The organism is Alcaligenes sp. DN25 (assembly GCF_023674485.1).
GTDB lineage: Bacteria > Pseudomonadota > Gammaproteobacteria > Burkholderiales > Burkholderiaceae_B > Alcaligenes > Alcaligenes phenolicus.
Window position 1 is genome coordinate 2,349,968 of sequence record NZ_CP098408.1, and the last position, 16,738, is coordinate 2,366,705.

General features: G+C 57.3%; 17 protein-coding genes. 4 read left to right on the forward strand and 13 right to left on the reverse strand.

Going from position 1 to position 16,738, the window contains the following annotated elements:
* Positions 1 to 9: 9 nt before the first annotated feature.
* The 4 genes from leuB to pdxR all read right to left on the reverse strand — a co-directional run bounded on the left by leuB (position 10) and on the right by pdxR (position 4,930).
* On the reverse strand, positions 10 to 1,086 hold the full coding sequence (leuB, locus tag NBV64_RS10985) for a 3-isopropylmalate dehydrogenase (RefSeq protein ID WP_250755781.1): 1,077 nt from the start codon (positions 1,084 to 1,086) through the stop codon (positions 10 to 12).
* Between the two features lie 120 nt (positions 1,087 to 1,206).
* Positions 1,207 to 1,851 carry a 3-isopropylmalate dehydratase small subunit gene (gene leuD / locus NBV64_RS10990; protein ID WP_009462149.1) on the reverse strand — a complete coding sequence of 215 codons (645 nt, stop codon included), beginning with the start codon at positions 1,849 to 1,851 and terminating at the stop codon, positions 1,207 to 1,209.
* Between the two features lie 13 nt (positions 1,852 to 1,864).
* Positions 1,865 to 3,268: a 3-isopropylmalate dehydratase large subunit gene (gene leuC, locus NBV64_RS10995; protein WP_009462151.1), complete on the reverse strand. Its 1,404-nt coding sequence runs from the start codon at positions 3,266 to 3,268 to the stop codon at positions 1,865 to 1,867.
* Between the two features lie 234 nt (positions 3,269 to 3,502).
* The gene (gene pdxR, locus NBV64_RS11000) at positions 3,503 to 4,930 is read right to left on the reverse strand and encodes a MocR-like pyridoxine biosynthesis transcription factor PdxR (RefSeq protein ID WP_250755783.1); all 1,428 of its coding nucleotides are present in this window, start codon (positions 4,928 to 4,930) and stop codon (positions 3,503 to 3,505) included.
* Positions 4,931 to 5,111: 181 nt separating this feature from the next.
* Here pdxR and NBV64_RS11005 point away from each other — a divergent pair, with 181 nt between their 5' ends.
* On the forward strand, positions 5,112 to 5,543 hold the full coding sequence (locus NBV64_RS11005) for a carboxymuconolactone decarboxylase family protein (protein WP_088450159.1): 432 nt from the start codon (positions 5,112 to 5,114) through the stop codon (positions 5,541 to 5,543).
* A gap of 258 nt (positions 5,544 to 5,801) precedes the next feature.
* On the opposite strand, the gene NBV64_RS11010 is transcribed toward NBV64_RS11005, so the two are convergent.
* The 7 genes from NBV64_RS11010 to NBV64_RS11040 form a co-directional block, all read right to left on the reverse strand.
* On the reverse strand, positions 5,802 to 6,302 hold the full coding sequence (locus NBV64_RS11010; RefSeq protein WP_031231990.1) for a GlcG/HbpS family heme-binding protein: 501 nt from the start codon (positions 6,300 to 6,302) through the stop codon (positions 5,802 to 5,804).
* A 94-nt stretch (positions 6,303 to 6,396) separates the two neighbouring features.
* The gene (locus tag NBV64_RS11015) at positions 6,397 to 7,035 is read right to left on the reverse strand and encodes a response regulator transcription factor (protein WP_009462156.1); all 639 of its coding nucleotides are present in this window, start codon (positions 7,033 to 7,035) and stop codon (positions 6,397 to 6,399) included.
* Positions 7,032 to 8,498, reverse strand: coding sequence for a sensor histidine kinase (locus NBV64_RS11020; RefSeq protein ID WP_250755785.1), 1,467 nt, complete (start codon positions 8,496 to 8,498; stop codon positions 7,032 to 7,034). Before NBV64_RS11020 ends, NBV64_RS11015 begins: the two co-directional genes overlap by 4 nt.
* 220 nt (positions 8,499 to 8,718) lie before the next feature.
* Positions 8,719 to 9,546: a M48 family metallopeptidase gene (locus tag NBV64_RS11025; RefSeq protein ID WP_009462160.1), complete on the reverse strand. Its 828-nt coding sequence runs from the start codon at positions 9,544 to 9,546 to the stop codon at positions 8,719 to 8,721.
* 66 nt (positions 9,547 to 9,612) lie between these two features.
* On the reverse strand, positions 9,613 to 10,674 hold the full coding sequence (aroC, locus tag NBV64_RS11030) for a chorismate synthase (RefSeq protein WP_021446527.1): 1,062 nt from the start codon (positions 10,672 to 10,674) through the stop codon (positions 9,613 to 9,615).
* 93 nt (positions 10,675 to 10,767) lie between these two features.
* Positions 10,768 to 12,234, reverse strand: a complete 1,467-nt coding sequence (locus NBV64_RS11035; RefSeq protein WP_250755787.1) for a protein adenylyltransferase SelO — start codon at positions 12,232 to 12,234, stop codon at positions 10,768 to 10,770.
* 10 nt (positions 12,235 to 12,244) lie between these two features.
* Positions 12,245 to 12,655, reverse strand: coding sequence for a DUF2069 domain-containing protein (locus NBV64_RS11040; RefSeq protein WP_009462169.1), 411 nt, complete (start codon positions 12,653 to 12,655; stop codon positions 12,245 to 12,247).
* A gap of 56 nt (positions 12,656 to 12,711) precedes the next feature.
* On the opposite strand from NBV64_RS11040, the gene NBV64_RS11045 reads away from it, so the two are divergent.
* Together NBV64_RS11045 and NBV64_RS11050 are read left to right on the forward strand one after the other, a co-directional pair.
* Entirely contained in the window at positions 12,712 to 14,091 is a 1,380-nt protein-coding gene (locus tag NBV64_RS11045; protein WP_009462171.1) for a YihY family inner membrane protein, read from the forward strand.
* Complete coding sequence (locus NBV64_RS11050) at positions 14,075 to 14,536, forward strand: CBS domain-containing protein (protein ID WP_009462173.1); 462 nt, start codon at positions 14,075 to 14,077, stop codon at positions 14,534 to 14,536. The genes NBV64_RS11045 and NBV64_RS11050 overlap by 17 nt, the downstream gene beginning before the upstream one ends.
* 20 nt (positions 14,537 to 14,556) lie before the next feature.
* Here the strand turns inward: NBV64_RS11050 and dusA are convergent, their stop codons facing one another.
* Both dusA and NBV64_RS11060 read right to left on the reverse strand, forming a co-directional pair.
* Positions 14,557 to 15,549: a tRNA dihydrouridine(20/20a) synthase DusA gene (dusA, locus tag NBV64_RS11055; RefSeq protein WP_250755789.1), complete on the reverse strand. Its 993-nt coding sequence runs from the start codon at positions 15,547 to 15,549 to the stop codon at positions 14,557 to 14,559.
* Positions 15,542 to 15,730, reverse strand: a complete 189-nt coding sequence (locus tag NBV64_RS11060) for a hypothetical protein (RefSeq protein ID WP_250755790.1) — start codon at positions 15,728 to 15,730, stop codon at positions 15,542 to 15,544. Before NBV64_RS11060 ends, dusA begins: the two co-directional genes overlap by 8 nt.
* A 22-nt stretch (positions 15,731 to 15,752) precedes the next feature.
* On the opposite strand from NBV64_RS11060, the gene NBV64_RS11065 reads away from it, so the two are divergent.
* Entirely contained in the window at positions 15,753 to 16,724 is a 972-nt protein-coding gene (locus NBV64_RS11065) for a homoserine kinase (protein ID WP_250755792.1), read from the forward strand.
* The last annotated feature ends 14 nt before the right edge of the window (positions 16,725 to 16,738 follow it).

Here is a 16,738-nt window from a genome sequence, read left to right on the forward strand (position 1 = left end):
TAAAAGATACTATCGCAAAGCCTTGAGCACTGCATCCCCCATAGCACTGGTGCTCAGCAATTGGCAACCGTCTTCGTAGATGTCGCCGGTACGCAAACCTTGTTCGAGCACGCTGGCAACCGCCGCTTCGATACGCTTGGCCTGGTCTTCTGCATTGAGCGAGTAGCGCAGCAACATGGCAGCGGACAAAATGGTGGCCAAAGGATTGGCCTTGTCCTGACCGGCGATATCGGGTGCCGAGCCGTGGCTGGGTTCGTACAAACCTTGCTGGGATGCGTTCAGAGATGCCGAAGGCAACATGCCAATGGAGCCTGTCAACATGGCTGCTTCATCCGATAGGATATCGCCAAACAGGTTGCCTGTGACAATCACGTCAAATTCTTTTGGTGCGCGCACCAACTGCATGGCGGCATTGTCCACGTACATGTGGCTCAATTCCACGTCCGGATACTCACGGGCCACATCAATCATGATGTCACGCCAGAACTGGGATGTTTCCAGCACATTGGATTTATCCACGCTGCACAAGCGCTTCTGACGTTTTTGTGCGGCCTGGAAACCCACGTGAGCGATACGGCGCACTTCGCTTTCAGCATAGTGCATGGTGTCAAAGCCCTGACGCTCGCCCGCGAAGTTGCCCTCTTCCACCGTACGCACGCCACGAGGCTGACCGAAGTAAATATCACCTGTCAGTTCGCGCACGATCAGGATATCCAGACCGGACACAACTTCTGGTTTCAAGGTAGAGGCGTTAGCCAGTTGCGGGTACAGGATGGCGGGACGCAGGTTGGCGAACAGGCCCATGGCACGACGCAAACCCAAAATGGCTTGTTCGGGACGCAGGTGACGCTCCAGCGAGTCGTATTTCCAGCCACCCACGGCGCCGAACAGCACAGCGTCGGAGTTTTGAGCCAGGCTCAGCGTTTCAGGTGGCAGGGGGTGGCCGTGCAAATCGTAAGCGGCGCCGCCCACTGGAGCCACGGTCATTTCCAGATCCATGCCCAGAGCACCCAGTACGCGCTGCGCCTGTTCGGTAATCTCGGGACCGATGCCATCACCGGGCAATACTGCAATTTTATGAGTCATGATGAGTAGGACGTAAAAATTAGGGAATAAGTGTGAAGAACTCCGGCCTGATGGCCGGAGCATCTTGGCTGCCCCGGAAAGGCAGCAACAGCTAAGCTTCTACAAAACCTGCGCCCAGGCTCAAGGCTGACCAACCAGCCAGGGGTGACGGGCCAGACGCTCGGCTTCGTACTGACGGATCATGTCCGCTTTCTGCAAGGTCAGGCCAATTTCATCCAGACCATTCAAGAGGCTGTGCTTGCGCGACGCATCGATAGTGAACGGCAATTCACGGCCTTCAGGCGTGATCACGCGCTGTTCGGCCAGATCAATACGCAGCTTGTAGCCGGGGAAAGCTTTGACTTCATCGAACAGGCGGGCAATATCCAGCTCGTTCAGGACGATGGGCAGCAAGCCGTTCTTGAAGCTGTTGTTGAAGAAAATATCGGCAAAAGACGGCGCGATAATGGCGCGAAAACCATATTGCATCAAGGCCCAGGGAGCGTGCTCACGGCTGGAGCCACAACCAAAGTTCTTGCGCGCCAGCAGTACGGAAGCGCCCTGGTAGCGGTCCTGGTTCAGCACAAAGTCCGGGTTCAGCGGGCGGCGGGAATTGTCCATGCCGGGCTCGCCGTGATCCAGATAACGCAACTCATCAAACAAGTTGGGGCCAAAGCCGGTGCGCTTGATGGATTTGAGGAACTGCTTGGGGATGATCAAGTCCGTATCCACGTTCTCCCGATCCAAGGGAGCGACCAGACCTTCATGAGTAGTAAATGCTTGCATGGTGTGGATTTCCTCAGTTGAACGAACGCACGTCGACAAAATGGCCGGCAATGGCAGCGGCAGCCGCCATGGCTGGGCTGACCAGGTGGGTACGACCACCCTGCCCCTGACGTCCTTCAAAGTTACGGTTGGAGGTCGAAGCGCAACGCTCGCCCGGTTCCAGACGGTCAGCGTTCATGGCCAGACACATGGAGCAACCAGGCTCACGCCATTCAAAACCGGCGTTCAGGAAAATCTTGTCCAGACCTTCTTGCTCGGCCTGACGTTTCACCAGACCGGAGCCGGGAACAATCATGGCCTGCTTGACGTTGGAAGCGACTTTGCGACCCTTGGCCACGCTGGCAGCCGCACGCAAGTCCTCGATACGGGCATTGGTACAGGAGCCAATGAACACGCGGTCGATACGGATGTCGGTCAACGGCATATTGGGCGTCAGGCCCATGTACTCCAATGCACGCTCCATGCCATTGCGGGTGACTTCGTCTTTTTCTTTCTCTGGATCGGGTACGCGGCTGTCGATAGGCAAGACCATTTCAGGCGAGGTGCCCCAAGTCAACTGAGGGGTGATCTGACTGGCATCGATGCGAATCACGCGATCAAACTCGGCACCTTCGTCAGTGTGCAAGGTGTTCCAGTAAGCCACAGCCTGATCCCACAACACGCCTTTGGGCGAGTAAGGACGGCCACGCAGATACTGAATGGTTTGCTCGTCCACAGCCACCATGCCTGAACGTGCACCGGCTTCAATCGCCATATTGCACACGGTCATGCGGCCTTCCATAGACAAGGCGCGAATTGCCGAGCCGCCGAACTCAATGGCGTAACCGGTACCACCAGCAGTACCGATCTGACCGATCACGTACAGGATCAGGTCCTTGGCAGTACAGCCAAAAGGCAGCTTGCCGTCCACCTGGATCAGCATGCTTTTGCTTTTCTTCATCAGCAAGGTCTGAGTGGCCAGCGTGTGCTCGACCTCCGAGGTACCAATACCAAAGGCCAAAGCGCCCACGGCACCGTGCGTGCTGGTGTGAGAGTCACCACAAACCACGGTCATGCCGGGCAAGGTCGCGCCCTGCTCGGGGCCGACAATGTGCACAATGCCCTGACGCACGTCGTTCATGCGGAATTCGGTAATGCCGAATTCTTCGCAGTTGGCGTCCAGGGTATCGACCTGCAGGCGCGAGATCGGGTCTTCAATACCGTTCTGACGGGAGGTGGTGGGGACGTTGTGGTCCGCCACAGCCAGGTTGGCACTGATGCGCCAAGGCTTGCGGCCGGCCAGAGTCAAGCCTTCAAAGGCCTGGGGGCTGGTCACTTCATGCAGCAAGTGGCGATCAATGTAGATCAAACAGGTGCCATCCGTGTCCTGATGCACGACGTGTTCGTCGAACAACTTATCGTATAAGGTTTTTGCCATTGCGCTCTCGCGATTCAGTTGAAATTACAGTCCGCACAGAGCGGGCTGCACATTAATTTTTTCTTATTATGACAGGCGCAGTAACTGGGACAAGACCAGTTTCCATACTAGTATTGGGACTACCACCCTAAATAGAAACATGCCCCTGAAAAAGGTCCCCCGGAGCCTTGTCAAAGAAAGCTCTGAAAGACCAACATCGTCAGCCTTGGCGATTGCTTCAGGCCGGACTCTTGTTCAAGAAGGTTCAGCAATGGCCAAGCTCAAACGCTCTACCCATTCATCGGCCATGCCCTGATCGCTAATATTGGCAAAGCCCATCAACAGCCCCTTATGCACCGCAGGCGATATTTGCCAGTCGCTCAAAGCCTGAACGGCCAGGCCCTGTTCCTGGGCAGCCTTGGCCAAAGGCCGGTCATCTTCTGCCCTCCCCAAATTGGCAAGCACATGAATCCCGCCTGCCTGGCTTTGCACCTGCAAGCGCTCCCCCAATATCTGTTGCAGCGCCTGTACCAAATAAGCCCGACGTTGTGCATACAAAGCCCGCATCTTGCGCAAGTGCCGCGCAAAGTAGCCCTGCTCCATGAAGTCCGCCACGGTAGCCTGCGTCAGGATGGAACCCGGCCCGCCTGAATAGTGAGCCGCCTGCTGGAAACGCTCCACCTGGGACAAGGGTGCGACCAAGTACGCCAGCCGCAAACCGGGATTCAGAACCTTGCTGAAGGTGCCGGTATAGATCACCCTGTCGTCCCTATCCAGACTTTTCAGGGCAGGCAAAGGACGCCCATGATAGCGAAACTCGCTGTCGTAATCGTCCTCCACAATCCAGGCCTGCTGCTGTCTGGCCCACTCCAGCAATTGCAAACGCCTGGGTAGGGACATGGCCATGCCCATAGGGCTCTGATGAGTGGGGGTCACGATGGCAAAGCGTGCCTGTGGGCAATGCTGCTGCCCGGCTATAAGGTTCAGGCCCTCTTCATCCAGCGGCACCGCATGCACGTGCATGCCGGCCTGCTTCAAGAACTGGCGGGCAAAAATATAGCCAGGATTTTCGTACCAGCCCGCGTCACCCGGATTCAGAACGCTACGACACACGAGCTCCAGCGCCCCCCAATACCCGGCCGTCACAAAGATCTGCTCCGGCAGACAAGCTATGCCGCGCGATACGCCCAAATAAGCCGCAATAGCCCGCCGCAACGGCGCATAGCCCACCGGATCGGGGTAACGCATTGCCACGCCCCCCAAAGAGCGCTGATTCTGGTTGGCCAGTCGTGCCCAGGTCTTGCGCGGAAAGGCATCCAAAGCCGGCAGGCCCAGCTGAAATGGCAAAGGGGGTGAGTCTTCTGCTGGTGCATATGGCGAGGCACGCAGGGATGAGGCAGGGACACTGGCATATCTTTTCGCAGCCAAACTGGCCAACTGCGGTGACACCACCGTTCCTGCCGGCCCTCGAGCCAGAAAGTAGCCTTCACCCAGCAAGATTTGATAGGCCTGCTCCACCGTACCCTTGGCCACATTCAGCTCACTGGCCAGACTGCGTATGGATGGCACCCGGTCGCCGGGGCGCAATTGGCCTGCAGCAATCGCATCCCGAAAGCGCTCGTACAACTGCTGATAAACAGGAATGCCTGGTTCCCGGCTGGGTTTCCAGTGGCGTAGATCCATACCCATGTCCTAGTCAATTACTGATTTCTTGTCACTGATGACTGGGACATTACTCAGGGATAATCAACAAGTAAAGCAGATAGCCCGGCTTGATGACTAGACTGCTACAAACAGCGCATCAAACACAGCCACAGAACCAAAGTCTGCCCTGCCCTCTGTCTTACTTTCGATTGGATACGCCATGAGTACACTTCGCCTTCCCTACGACACCCTGTCTCCCAAAGCCTATCAAGGCCTGCTGCAAACGAAGCTTGCTTTGGACAAAAGCACTCTGGGCAAAGAGTTGATTGAGCTGGTTAATTTGCGCATTTCGCAAATCAACGGCTGCTCCTTCTGCCTGGAGATGCACGCAGCCTCCTTGCGCAGCTCGGGCGTGGCCAATGCCAAGATAGACAGCCTGGCAGGCTGGCGTGTCAGTGCGCACTTTAACGAACGCGAACGCGCGGCCCTGGAATGGACAGAATCCGTGGTGGATGTTGCTCACACTCATGCACCCGACGAGCACTTCGAGCCCTTGAAAGCCCATTTCAGCGATACAGAAATTTCGGATCTGAGTTTTGCGATTGCCTTGATGAGCGCCTTCAATCGCTTGGCCATCAGCATGCGCAAGTGAACGCGAAGGATGATTCTGCAGCGGCAAGAATCAAAAACCCTACGCCAGAAGTCAATCGTCAGACGGAATACGACCGTTCAGCGGCAACACTGAACGGTCAGCTTATTTGCCAACAATCCCGCCTTTACCGCAGGCCTTACCGCAAACACATCAAGCGATCCCTGAACTAGCCATGCAGCAAACCCCCGAAGCTTGGAGTAATGTCCAAGTTCCGGGGGGGGCAGTTCAGGGGCGGCTCCCCAATCTGCAGGAATGCGACTACTTCAGATCGGCCTTCAGGGTTTCCAGAGCCGCTACGGCGCACGCTTCGTCCAGGTGGCCGCCAGGGGCACCGCCCACGCCGATGGCGCCTATCGTGTCATTGCCGACCTTGACCGGCACGCCGCCGCCCAGCAGCAGAAAGCCCTGGATATCGCCCAGATTGGCGGCACCGGCATTTTTCTGCGAACCCTCCAGCATGGCGCTGGTCAGGCTGCGGGCCGAAGCGGACGTATAGGCCTTGTCGATGCTGGCATTGACCGTATGCGGACCGGCCTGGTCGGCACGTTGAAACGCACGCAATACGCCGGCGCGGTCAACCACAGCCGCAGACACGTTGTAACCTTTGGCCGAGCATTGCTTGACGGTTTCAGCAGCCAAACGGTTAGCCAGATCCAGGGAGATGTTTTTTTCGGTCAGCACACCCTGGGCCTGGGCGGCACCAGCGGCAAACAACAACGCCATCAAAAGGGAAGAGCGCAACATAGCAGTAATCTCCATTTATCAGTTCCGACAACACTGTCGGCATGGAAAAACTATACTTGCGCCGCCCGAACGTGACTATTCGGACGCTTACCCTGGCATCTACGTAGTTTTACGGAGAGACACTCACCAAGCTGGCGTAATGCCGAATCAGGTGGGCCAGGTTATCGACCTGCAGTTTGGCAAACAGGTTGGCACGATGCGTTTCAACTGTACGGGGCGACAGCGACAGCACACGACCTATCTCCTTGTTGGTCAAGCCCTCGACAATCAGCGCCAGCACCTCGCGCTCGCGCTCGGACAAACTTGTGTAGCGTTCACGCACCCACTGGTCGGCCGCAAGCCGCTCACGACGGCGCACGTGCTGACGCACGGCCTGCTGAACCGTGTCCAGCAACACATCGTCACTGACCGGCTTTTCAAGGAATTCGACAGCACCCGCCTTGAAGGCGCGCCGGCACATATCCACCGTGCCGTGCCCGGTCAACAGAATGATAGGCTGATCCACGCCTTGTTCAATCAGGGTATCGAGCAAGGTCAATCCACTGATGCCGGGCATGCGCACATCCAGAATCAATGCCCCGATAGACTGCCGATCAAAAGACTCCAGAAACTGCTGCGGATCCGCCCAAGTCTGCACCCGTAACCCGACTGTGCTGATCAGCAAGGACAAGCTTTGACGCACGGCGGCATCATCGTCCAGCAGGTGGATCAAGGGCGACAGGCTAGAGCCATTTTCAGTAGGGTTCATGATGCTTCCTCATCCACGAATTGCAGTTCCAGCGCAAACACGGCTCCCCCCATGGGATCGTTGAACGCCTTCAAGCCGCCGCCCATGGCCTGAGCCAGCGACTCGCTCAGGCTCAGGCCCAGCCCCAGGCCGTCGGAGCGCGTCGTAAAAAAAGGCTCGAACACACGATCCAGATGCTGCGGGACTATTCCCGGACCATTGTCACGCACGGTCAATTCCACGCGCCCTTGGCGCTGCAACACCTCGAGCCAGATGCGCGGATTGCTGATCTGGGCTACGCCCAAAGCGGATACGGCATTATTGAGCAGATTGTGGATGATTTGTCCGAGCGCCACGGGTTCACCAACAACAACGACATCGTGTGAAGGAAGGCGTTTTTCCAGGGTAATACCATGCCGCTCCAACTCCGGCATCAGCAAATGCACAGCCTCGCCCAACACCCGCGTCAAGGACACCGGGCAGCACTGCTCAGCCAGACCGCTTTCACGCAAGCTGTGCCGCAGGCGTGTCAACACGCTGGCCGCACGCTTGATCTGCTCCACCGAATGCGCCATGGCTTCACGTGCCGGCTCCAGGTCGGGGGGATCATCCTGCAAGAGCCGCAGGCTGGCTTGTGTATTGGCCAATACGGAGGTCAAAGGTTGGTTCAATTCATGCGCCAGGCCCGCGGCCATTTCACCGAGCGCATTCAAACGGCCCACCTGACCGATACGCAGCAACTCCTGAGCGCGCAAGGTCTGTTCACGCTGTTTGCGCACATAGATGACCAGCGCCACCAGCAAGGCACTGGCCAGGGCGAACAGTGCCGCCTGTCCCCAAGGCAGGTCGGCATAGCCCACGACGCGACGCGTGTGCAATTGAAAGGGTTGGCTGGTGGAAGTCATTGTCTTGCCTGACTGGAATACCACAGGCCCGGCATGGTCCAACCCAGGACTGATCACCCATTGTTGGTCCTGCCACTCCAGCACCACGCGCACGGGACTGCCATCACGCCGAAAAGGCCATTCGTCCCAGGCGATGGCGGCATTCAAATCCAGCAGCACGGCAAAGCTGGCCGGATGCGCCGCTACCAGCAGAACATAGCGCCCTTGTGCCAGTTGCACATCCGTCAACACGGCGCGCTCGGCCTTTAGAGACTGCAACTGCGCCTGCTGCCATTGAGGATTGGCCCACGCGACGTCGCTCTCTTCGCGATAGATCGCCATGATCTGGGGAAACATGGCTTTCAGCGTTCCCAGACGTTCAATGCGCTGCACGGGCGGCTGCAACAGGGCCAGCATTTGTAAAATGGCGTCATGCTGGGCCAGACGCTGGCCCAGCAGCCGGTAGGCTATATTGCTTTGCACCGTGAATGCCTCCTGCTGCCGCGCCAGTTCAGCGCGCGTCAACACGATGGCGCCGGCCAAAGACAGGCCGAGCCAAATCAACAAACCATACAGAAAAGTGCGATGGCGCGATTTCATGAGTGCATTGTGAGTATGGGAAACAATCAGATAAATAGGTCGACGGATCGAGAAACCAGGCTTTCCTATACTAAACAATGTCCCTGTCCCGCGCCGTTGCGAGCGGCAAGGTCTGGATCTCAGTTCCCACTCCATGATGAGAGCTGAGCTTGGCAATCTCCAACAAAGCCTCATCAAGGGTGTTGTTCATTTCAGATCATGAACCTCTGAAGCCAGCCTTTCACGGCTTGGCCGCCTGCTGATACAAGGGCATGACGCGTTCCGAGATCGCCTGCAAATCCGCAATACGGGTTGAGGAAGCCGGGTGAGTAGAGAGGAACTCCGGCTGACTTCTGCCCTGCTCCAGGGCCCCCATCTTCTGCCACAAGCTGACCGCAGCACGCGGGTCGTAGCCTGCACGCGCAGCCAGCTCAACCCCGATCAGATCGGCCTCGGATTCGTGAGTGCGGCTGTTAGGCAGTTCAAACATGACTTCGCTGAGCGTACCGCCCAAATCGTTCACAGCCTGCACACCAGTCAGGGCGGAGAGCACCGTCAAACCGAAAGAAGTCGCCATTTTCTGGGAAACCTGCTCACGCGAATGCTCGCGCAAGGCGTGAGCAATCTCATGCCCAATGACAGCAGCCAGTTCCGCGTCCGTTGGCTGAATCCGTTTGATCAAGCCGCTGTAAACCGCCATCTTGCCGCCCGGCATGCACCAGGCATTAACTTCGTCCTCATTGATGACGTGGACTTCCCAATTCCAGGAACGGGCGTCCGCCCGGAAAACACCGACTTGATCGATCAGGCGTTGGGCAATGGACTTGACCCGACGAGTCTGGGCCGCATCGGTATCCAGCGCCTTTTGCTGCCGAGCCTGGGACAAGACCTGAGCATAATTCTGGGCCGCCGCCTGATTGAGCTCGGCCTCGGACACCAGATTGGAGATAAATTGTTTGCGTTCGACACCTACCGTCCCGCTTTCCGTCGTCTGCACCGTGGCACAGCCCGTCATGGCCAGTATCAACCCCGCCGCCAAAAAGCGTTTTCCTTTCGCAATACCTTTCATGCTCAGCTCCAAAAAACAAACCTGACAAGAAAATGAAGTGCTAGGGTCCTGCGCAAACCCTCAGTTTCAGACGCCGCACTGCGAACGATGACGCAGACAATGATCCATCAAGACAATGGCCAGCAAGGCTTCGGCAATCGGCGTGGCACGAATACCCACACAAGGGTCGTGACGGCCCAGTGTCTGCACTTCAACCGCTTCACCGGCTCGATTCACGGAAGGACGCATGGTACGGATGCTGGCAGTAGGCTTGATCGCCAGAGAAACCGTCACGGCCTGCCCGGAGGAAATACCACCCAATACGCCACCGGCCTGGTTGGTCTTGAAACCATCGGGGTACAGCGCATCACCGTGCTCCGAGCCTTTTTGCGTAATGCAATCAAAGCCAGCGCCAATGGACACGCCTTTTACCGCGTTCAAACCCATCATGGCATGGGCGATATCGGCATCCAGACGGTCGTAAATAGGTTCACCCCAGCCAGCGGGCACGCCTTCGGCCACAACTTCAATGCGTGCGCCAATCGATTCGCCTTCTTTGCGCAGCTCGTCCATATAGGCTTCCAGCTGCGGCACCACGTCCATGTCTGGCGCGTAAAAGGGATTCTGCTCGACCACATCCCAGCTTTTGAAAGGAATGGCGATGGGGCCCAGTTGGCTCATATAGCCGCGAATCTTCACGCCGAAGTGCTCGGCCAGCCATTTCTTGGCAATTGCACCGGCCGCCACGGTAGGCGCAGTCAGGCGAGCTGAAGAGCGACCACCACCACGCGGGTCGCGGTTCTCGAACTTCTTCCAGTAGGTGTAATCCGCATGGCCGGGACGGAAGGTATCCAGCAGATTGCCATAATCCTTGCTGCGCGCATCGGAGTTGCGAATCAGTAGGCTAATGGGCGTGCCAGTTGTACGACCTTCGTAAATACCGGACAGAATTTCCACCTGATCCGGCTCACGGCGCTGAGTCACGTGGCGCGAGGTGCCAGGACGGCGGCGATCCAGTTCAAACTGAATATCCTGTTCAGACAGCTCCAGGCCCGGAGGGCAGCCGTCGATCACTGCGCCGATCGCTGGACCATGAGATTCGCCGTAATTCGTGACGCGGAAGCTTTTACCTAGAGTATTGCCGGACATAGAGAAAGTGAACGCAAAGAAATGAGGAAAAATGAAAGACAGGCACGATTATGGCATTGTTCCCGAATCCGGACATGCGCCGCGCCCGGTCTTTCAGGAAGAGCAACTGACGGCCAGCTCCGCACTGCCTTCTGGCGGCGGCATGGCATAGGCCTCAAAACCGGCCCGCTCGGTGTATGGGTCGCGCAGCAGCATCAGCAAGGTGTCGATTTCGCTGGCGTCATCCTTGGCAGCAGCCTGGATGGCCTGCTCAGCCAAATGGTTACGCAGCACATATAAAGGATTGACGCGATTCATGGACTCGCGCTGCTCTGGCGTGTCGGAACCGTCCAGCTTCAGACGCTGGCTATAGGCTTGCCACCAGGCCCGGGCCTGATCTTCGGAACCCTCAAACAGGCTCAGGAAAGCCTCGGGTGCCTTGCTGGCCTGTGCCAGAGCACGGAAGGACAAGGTGAAATCCGCCCCGCTGTTGTGCAGCAAGCGCCACCAGTCATCGACCAGTTGCGCGTCATCCGCCTGCCAGGTGCGCAGGCCCAGCTTGGCCTGCAAATTGGCGTGATAGCGCTTCAGAAAACTGGCTTCAAACGTCTGCAAACGCTCTTTCACCGCATCCACATCTGGATCCAGCACCATCAAGGCGCTGGCCAGGCGGTACAGGTTCCAATGCACAATCGCAGGCTGTGCATTCCAGGCGTAACGACCTTGATTGTCGCTGTGATTGCAGACGTGATTCACGCGGAATCGGTCCATGAAGCCGTACGGTCCGTAGTCAATGGTCAGGCCCAGAATGGACATATTGTCGGTATTCATGACGCCGTGGCAAAAGCCGACAGTCTGCCAGTCGGCCACCATTTCTGCGCTGCGATGCGTCACTTCCTGCAAGAAGCGGCAGACGCGCTCCTGCTCCGAATCGCCTTCGACCAGCAGTTCCGGATAGAACTCGCGCAGCACATAGTCCAGCAATTCACGCACACGGCTTGCGTCGTTGGCCCAATGTTCAAACGAGCCAAAACGCACAAAACTGGGGGCAACACGTGTCACAATCGCGCCCGTTTCCACGGTTTCCCGGTACACAGGCGTATCCGAAGTGACCAGGGCCAGGGCCCGGCTGGTGGCAATGCCCAAACCGGCCATGGCCTCACTGGCCAGATATTCGCGCACACTGGATCTCAGCACGGCACGGCCATCGCCCATACGGGAATACGGGGTTTTACCGGCGCCCTTCAACTGCAATTCCTGCGGGCCCGTGGGGGTGTCGATTTGCCCCAGCAAATGCGCGCGGCCATCGCCCAACTGTCCTGCCCAGACACCAAACTGGTGACCGCTATAGACAGCCGACACCGTCAGGCCACCCGGCAAGGGGGCTTGGCCGCTGACTACATCCAGAAATTCCTGTTCCCCCAAACGGGAGACATCCAGACCCAGTTGCGCCGCCAATTCCTTATTGACGTGCAGCAGGCGGGAATTGGCCAGGGGTTGCGGCGGAACCGCCGTATGGAAAGCCGAGGGCAAATCCGCAAAATGATGACTGATGGCCAGGCCATCGAACAAGCTGGACATACAGACCCCCTTAGGCCGATTTGGCGGCTTTGGCAGCCTCGGCTTTTTCGGCCTTGCTGCGCTGCTTGGCCGCTTTCTTGGCTGGCCAAAGATAAAAAATGGCGCAGAAATAATAAATCAGGGACAAGACAATTTCTGCAATCGCCCAGGGCATAACTTCAGCCACCGGGTCCGACCAGGCACGCATGACCCCTTCTGCGAAGTACAGCAGAATCATCATGGACGTCCATTGCAGGGTATATAAATTGCCCTTGAGCACGCTGCGCAGCGGCAGCACCAAAGGAATCACTTTCAGCACCAGCCAGGAGCCACCAGGTTTCAAGGGCGCAAAATGAAGCTCCCAGGCCAGGCACAAAGCAATCAAGGCGACCAAAGCCAGGGCCGCCACTCGATGAAGTATGGGGTTTAAAGGTTCATGCATGCTGTTATTATCACCTGAACCCTGTCGAAAAGCAGCGTCCGCCGCATCAAACCGCTATGAAAAACGACGAGAACTTCCCTATGCCCTCTGAGCAAGCTGAACAAACAGACTTGAACCCAGATAACACCGATCCTGTCTCCGCGCAGGAGCCCCCGCCCGCCCCCACCGCCAAGCATCACTTTTTAAGTGTGGCGCGCTTTGCCATCAAGCGGGTGGCTGAAAAAGATCTGATGAAGGTGGCCTCCAGCCTGACCTACACCACGATCCTGGCCATTGTCCCCATGCTGACGGTGGTACTGGCGCTGTTCACGGCCTTTCCACTGTTCCAGGAATTTGAAAGTGCCCTGGAAGGGTTTTTGACCCGTAACCTGATGCCCGAAGTGGTGTCAGAAAACATCATGTTGTATCTGAACCAGTTTGCCTCCAAAGCGTCAGGCCTGACGGCGGTAGGCAGCTTGTTCCTGATTGTCACGTCCATCATGCTCATCATGACCATTGACGAGACCTTCAACAATATTTTCCAGGTACACGTGCAACGCCCACTGGGACAACGCCTGCTGGTGTACTGGGCCATTATTTCGCTGGGCCCGATTCTGACCGGCGCCAGCCTGTGGGCCACGACCATTCTGGCTCGGGAGTCCTTGGGTTATATCGGCGACTTGTCCGGCATAGTGACCTTTGCCCTGTCTTACGTCCCCTTCCTGTTTACCGCCCTGGGGCTGACGGCGCTGTTCATGTATGTGCCCAACCGCCGCGTATGGTGGCGCGATGCGCTGATTGGCGGGGTGGTTACCGCTGCCTTACTGGAGCTGATGAAGGCCGGTTTCGCCTTTTACCTGACCCGCTTTCCCACCTACACGATTATCTACGGCGCCTTTGCCATCCTGCCGATCTTCCTGCTGTGGATCTACATTTCCTGGCTGATCGTCCTGCTGGGTGCCTCCATGGTGGCGATTCTGCCCGACTGGCGTGGCCGCAACTGGGTCAAGACCAATGTGCCCGGCATCGCCTTTACCGATGCCGTGAACCTGCTCTACCAGCTGTGGCTGAACCGTCAGAGCCAGCAGGGACTTAGCGTACGTGAACTCAGCCACAAGCTGGAACGCGACCCGGACGAGCTCTACAGCATTTTATGCAAGCTCAAGTCCATGGGACTGATTGCTGACACCCAGCAAGACAATGACGAACAGTGGGTACTGAGTTGCGATCTGCGTCAGGTCAGCCTGAAACAACTTACCAAGGCATTTCTGCTGGACCGCTCCCATACCCACGAGGGTCCGCTAGAATATGTATTCAATTATCTTTCTCAGTTTTTCGATCAGCGACTATCCAATCTGGAAGAACTGTTTGAGTCGCCGCAAGGCATTCTGACAGGACAACCAGCCATACTAAACGCCGATCCCGGTCAGGAGACCCAGTATGCTAAAAGTCAGTGAAATCCTGCGTGTCAAGGGAGACACGCTTTATACAGGCACCCCCGAAATGACCGTTGAAAAAGCGGTACAGAGCATGAGCGAGCTGGATATTGGTTCGCTGGTGATCATGGAGCATGGTCAGTTGGTGGGTATGTTGACCTTTCGCGAGATCATTCGCCACTGGCACGCTCAGGGCGACAAGGCCCAGGGCTTTACGGTGCGCAGCATCATGGATGACGCCCCTGTCAGCGTCACCCCCAACACCAGCGCCGACGAGGTACAGCGCCTGATGCTGAACAACCACGCACGCTATATGCCCGTGATGGACGGTCCGGTGCTGATGGGAGTTATTTCCTTCTTTGATATGGCCCGCGCCATTGTTCACGCCCAGCAGTTCGAGAACAATATGCTCAAAGCCTATATCCGCGACTGGCCTACCGATTCCGAGCAAGCCAGCGCATCTTGATCCCCTGGATCTGGCCGCCTTTACTGACGGCGTTGCAATTCTTCCCAGGCCTGCGCAAGCAGGCCTGGATCGTTTTTGGCCAACCAATGGTGATCTGACAAGGTACGACGCCACTGACGTGCGCCCTTCTTGCCGTGCGGCCAGCCCAACATGCTCTTGATCACAATGCGCAACGGCACACCCGCCTGAACATGGTGCCGGGCATAAGCAATCATCTGCTCCACCACGGCATCCTCGTCCATCAAGGGATGCTCGGGCCAGAGGCGACGATGAATCTCGCTTAATACCGCTGGCGTATGCCAGGCTGCCCGGCCCAGCATCACGCCATCGAACTGTTCTTCCAGCTCTACCGCCTGATCCGGCTCCTGAATGCCACCATTCAAGATGAACAGTGCTTCAGAAAAGTCCTTTTTCAACTGCATGGCCATGTCATAGCGCAAAGGCGGAATCTCCCGATTGTCCTTGGGCGACAAGCCTTTCAAGACCGCATTGCGGGCATGAACCGTAAAGACTCGACACCCGGACTCGAACAAAATCCCCACAAAGTCCCGCACAAAGTCGTAGGACTCGTTGTAATCCAGCCCCAGCCTGTGCTTGACCGTCACGGGCACAGAGACCGCGTCCTGCATGGCTTTGACGCAGTCTGCCACCAATTGCGGCTCGTTCATCAAACAGGCACCGAAAGCGCCTTTTTGAACCCGCTCCGAGGGGCAGCCACAGTTCAGATTAATTTCGTCGTAGCCCCACTTTTCACCTGCCAGAGCGCTGGTCACCAAGGCGTCCCGGTCGCTGCCACCCAGTTGCAAGGCCACCGGATGCTCTGCCTGATCAAAATCCAGATGACGTGCCTGATCGCCGTGCGTCAGTGCACCCGTGGTGATCATTTCAGTAAACAGCAAAGCGCGCGGCGCCAGCAGACGATGAAAAAAGCGGCTGTGGCGGTCAGTCACGTCAATCATGGGCGCCACACTCAAACGCCACATCTGGCTGTCCGGCATCACAAAATTAGTCATAAACAGGGAACAAATAGCCTGATTGCAGGCTTGGTGAAAAAGGGAAAACACCCATTTTAATGGTTTCAGCCGACCACAGGATGAAGATAAAGCGCGGTAAATCGCCGCAAGGCTCCAAAAAGCGGGCGCACTGGTCTAAAATCGGCCGTTTGACATACTTGCGCGCCTGATAGTGCGCCAACAACCGGACCCTCACTGAAAGCATGGCTGTTTTTACTTCTGTCAGCGAACTTGACGCCCGCGAACTGCTGGAACAATACACAATTGGCGAATTTGTTTCCTTACGTGGCATTACCGCCGGCATTGAAAACACCAATTACTTTCTGAGCACCACCCAGGGCGAGTACGTTCTGACCTTGTTTGAAGTCCTGACGCTGGAACAACTGCCTTTCTATATCGAGCTGATGCACCACCTGGCCGCCAAAGGTGTCCCAGTGCCCGAGCCCATGACTCGCCGCGATGGCAAACGCATCTGTGTCATGCACGGCAAGCCTTGCTCGATTGTGACGCGCCTGCGTGGTGGTTACGAGCCCGAGCCCACGGTTGAACATTGCCGCCAGATCGCCCGTACACAAGCTCAGGCCCACCTGGCTGCGCAGGACTTCCCTCTGGAACAACCCAATCTGCGCGGCCTGAGCTGGTGGCAAGCCACCGTGCCCCAGGTTCTGCCCTTTCTGGACGAGAGCCAGTCCGAGCTTATCCAGACCGTCTTGCAAGAGCAAAGCCGTTTTGCCGACAGCGACACCTATCGCTCCTTGCCACAAGGCCCGGCTCACTGCGACCTGTTCCGCGATAACGTGCTGTTTGCCGGCACCTCGGAAGCGCCCCAGATGGGCGGCATTATCGACTTTTACTTTGCCGGTTGCGACACCTGGCTGTTTGATGTGGCCGTTGCCGTAAACGACTGGTGTATCGACCGCCTGAGCGGTGCCCTGAACCTGGAAAAAGCCCAGGCCTGGCTGGAGTCCTACGCCCAGGTGCGCCCCTTTACCGAAGCCGAGCACAGCGCCTGGCCTATACTGATTCAGGCCGCCGCGCTGCGCTTCTGGATCTCGCGCCTGTACGACTTTTATCTGCCCCGCCCCGCGCAAACCCTCAAGCCGCATGACCCGCGGCACTTTGAGCGTGTGCTGCGCCAGCGTCGCGACCATGCTGTACCGGCGCTCCCTCGATAAACACGGATACTGAT

What these genes read in the sequence shown, in the direction of transcription:
- leuB (WP_250755781.1), bottom strand. Translation starts at nt 1,086, where the DNA reads ATGACTCATAAAATTGCAGTATTGCCCGGTGATGGCATCGGTCCCGAG.
- leuD (WP_009462149.1), bottom strand. Translation starts at nt 1,851, where the DNA reads ATGCAAGCATTTACTACTCATGAAGGTCTGGTCGCTCCCTTGGATCGG.
- leuC (WP_009462151.1), bottom strand. Translation starts at nt 3,268, where the DNA reads ATGGCAAAAACCTTATACGATAAGTTGTTCGACGAACACGTCGTGCAT.
- pdxR (WP_250755783.1), bottom strand. Translation starts at nt 4,930, where the DNA reads ATGGATCTACGCCACTGGAAACCCAGCCGGGAACCAGGCATTCCTGTT.
- NBV64_RS11005 (WP_088450159.1), top strand. Translation starts at nt 5,112, where the DNA reads ATGAGTACACTTCGCCTTCCCTACGACACCCTGTCTCCCAAAGCCTAT.
- NBV64_RS11010 (WP_031231990.1), bottom strand. Translation starts at nt 6,302, where the DNA reads ATGGAGATTACTGCTATGTTGCGCTCTTCCCTTTTGATGGCGTTGTTG.
- NBV64_RS11015 (WP_009462156.1), bottom strand. Translation starts at nt 7,035, where the DNA reads ATGAACCCTACTGAAAATGGCTCTAGCCTGTCGCCCTTGATCCACCTG.
- NBV64_RS11020 (WP_250755785.1), bottom strand. Translation starts at nt 8,498, where the DNA reads ATGAAATCGCGCCATCGCACTTTTCTGTATGGTTTGTTGATTTGGCTC.
- NBV64_RS11025 (WP_009462160.1), bottom strand. Translation starts at nt 9,546, where the DNA reads ATGAAAGGTATTGCGAAAGGAAAACGCTTTTTGGCGGCGGGGTTGATA.
- aroC (WP_021446527.1), bottom strand. Translation starts at nt 10,674, where the DNA reads ATGTCCGGCAATACTCTAGGTAAAAGCTTCCGCGTCACGAATTACGGC.
- NBV64_RS11035 (WP_250755787.1), bottom strand. Translation starts at nt 12,234, where the DNA reads ATGTCCAGCTTGTTCGATGGCCTGGCCATCAGTCATCATTTTGCGGAT.
- NBV64_RS11040 (WP_009462169.1), bottom strand. Translation starts at nt 12,655, where the DNA reads ATGCATGAACCTTTAAACCCCATACTTCATCGAGTGGCGGCCCTGGCT.
- NBV64_RS11045 (WP_009462171.1), top strand. Translation starts at nt 12,712, where the DNA reads ATGAAAAACGACGAGAACTTCCCTATGCCCTCTGAGCAAGCTGAACAA.
- NBV64_RS11050 (WP_009462173.1), top strand. Translation starts at nt 14,075, where the DNA reads ATGCTAAAAGTCAGTGAAATCCTGCGTGTCAAGGGAGACACGCTTTAT.
- dusA (WP_250755789.1), bottom strand. Translation starts at nt 15,549, where the DNA reads ATGACTAATTTTGTGATGCCGGACAGCCAGATGTGGCGTTTGAGTGTG.
- NBV64_RS11065 (WP_250755792.1), top strand. Translation starts at nt 15,753, where the DNA reads ATGGCTGTTTTTACTTCTGTCAGCGAACTTGACGCCCGCGAACTGCTG.